The organism is Phormidesmis sp. 146-12 (assembly GCF_052939495.1).
Genome location: NZ_JBJPHS010000264.1, coordinates 1 through 1,066, shown reverse-complemented (window position 1 = coordinate 1,066; position 1,066 = coordinate 1). Strand labels below are relative to the sequence as shown.

At 50.8% G+C, this 1,066-nt stretch carries 1 protein-coding gene; it reads left to right on the top strand.

What is annotated here, in order from left to right; genetic code table 11:
- The first annotated feature begins 75 nt into the window (after positions 1 to 75).
- Positions 76 to 1,011, top strand: coding sequence for an IS5 family transposase (locus tag ACKFKF_RS35150; protein ID WP_446859885.1), 936 nt, complete (start codon positions 76 to 78; stop codon positions 1,009 to 1,011).
- The last annotated feature ends 55 nt before the right edge of the window (positions 1,012 to 1,066 follow it).

Here is a 1,066-nt window from a genome sequence, read left to right as displayed (position 1 = left end):
CGGCGTTGTTGCATAAAGAGGGGTTGCGGAGGGTAGAGACATGGTAAGTTTCAATTACCACACCAAAACTACGCCATGAAACCTCAATACCGCATCCGCAACTGGTCTGAGTATAACGCTGGATTGAAGCAGAGAGGAAGTCTCACCTTCTGGATCGAGGAGTCTGTGCTGGAGGCATGGATTGTTGAGGATTTGAGCGGTAAGCCCGGAGCATCCAAGCTTTATAGCGATTTGGCAATCCTGACGATGGCGACGTTGAAAGCCGTGTATCAATTAGCCGGACGGCAATGCCAAGGCTTCGTGGAATCCATTTTTGAGTTGATGGAGATTGATTTACCCGTTCCTGACCACAGCACTCTATGGCGACGATTGGGTCAACTCTCGGTTGAACTGCCGGTGGTGCCGAAGGAGGGGTCTCGTCATGGGGTGGTGGATTCAACGGGGGTGAAAGTGTATGGCGAAGGGGAGTGGAAAACCCGTCAACATGGAGTGAGCAAACGACGCACCTGGCGCAAACTGCATCTGGGAGTCGATGAGGCAACGGGCGAAATCTTAGCGGCGGTGGTCACAACCAACGATTTCCATGATGGAGAAGTGCTCAACGATGTGCTGGAAGCCATTGAAGAGCCGATAAACCAAGTCTCTACCGATGGTGCGTATGACCATCGCCATTGCTATGACGAGATTGAAGCCAAAGGAGCTAAAGCCGTCATTCCTCCGCGCAAGGATGCCAAGATTTGGCAGCATGGCAATCGTAAAGGCAAGCCTCATCAACGGGATGAGAATCTGCGCTCGATTCGTAAGCATGGACGCAAACGCTGGAAGCGCGACTCTGGCTATCATCGTCGATCGATTGCAGAAACCACCCTGTTTCGCTTCAAAACGATCTTTGGCGGCAATCTCAGTGCGCGTCAATTTGACAATCAAGCGGTGGAGTTGTTCATCAAATGTGCTGCGCTCAATCGGATGATTCAGATTGCCAAGCCTGATAGCTACAAGGTTGAAGCTTAATACCAAGACTATTCCAATGCGGATCTGACCGTTTTTCTAATCATGCAACAAAGCC

Excerpts from the sequence above, each read along its gene's own strand:
- ACKFKF_RS35150 (WP_446859885.1), top strand. The coding sequence starts at position 76 with ATGAAACCTCAATACCGCATCCGCAACTGGTCTGAGTATAACGCTGGA.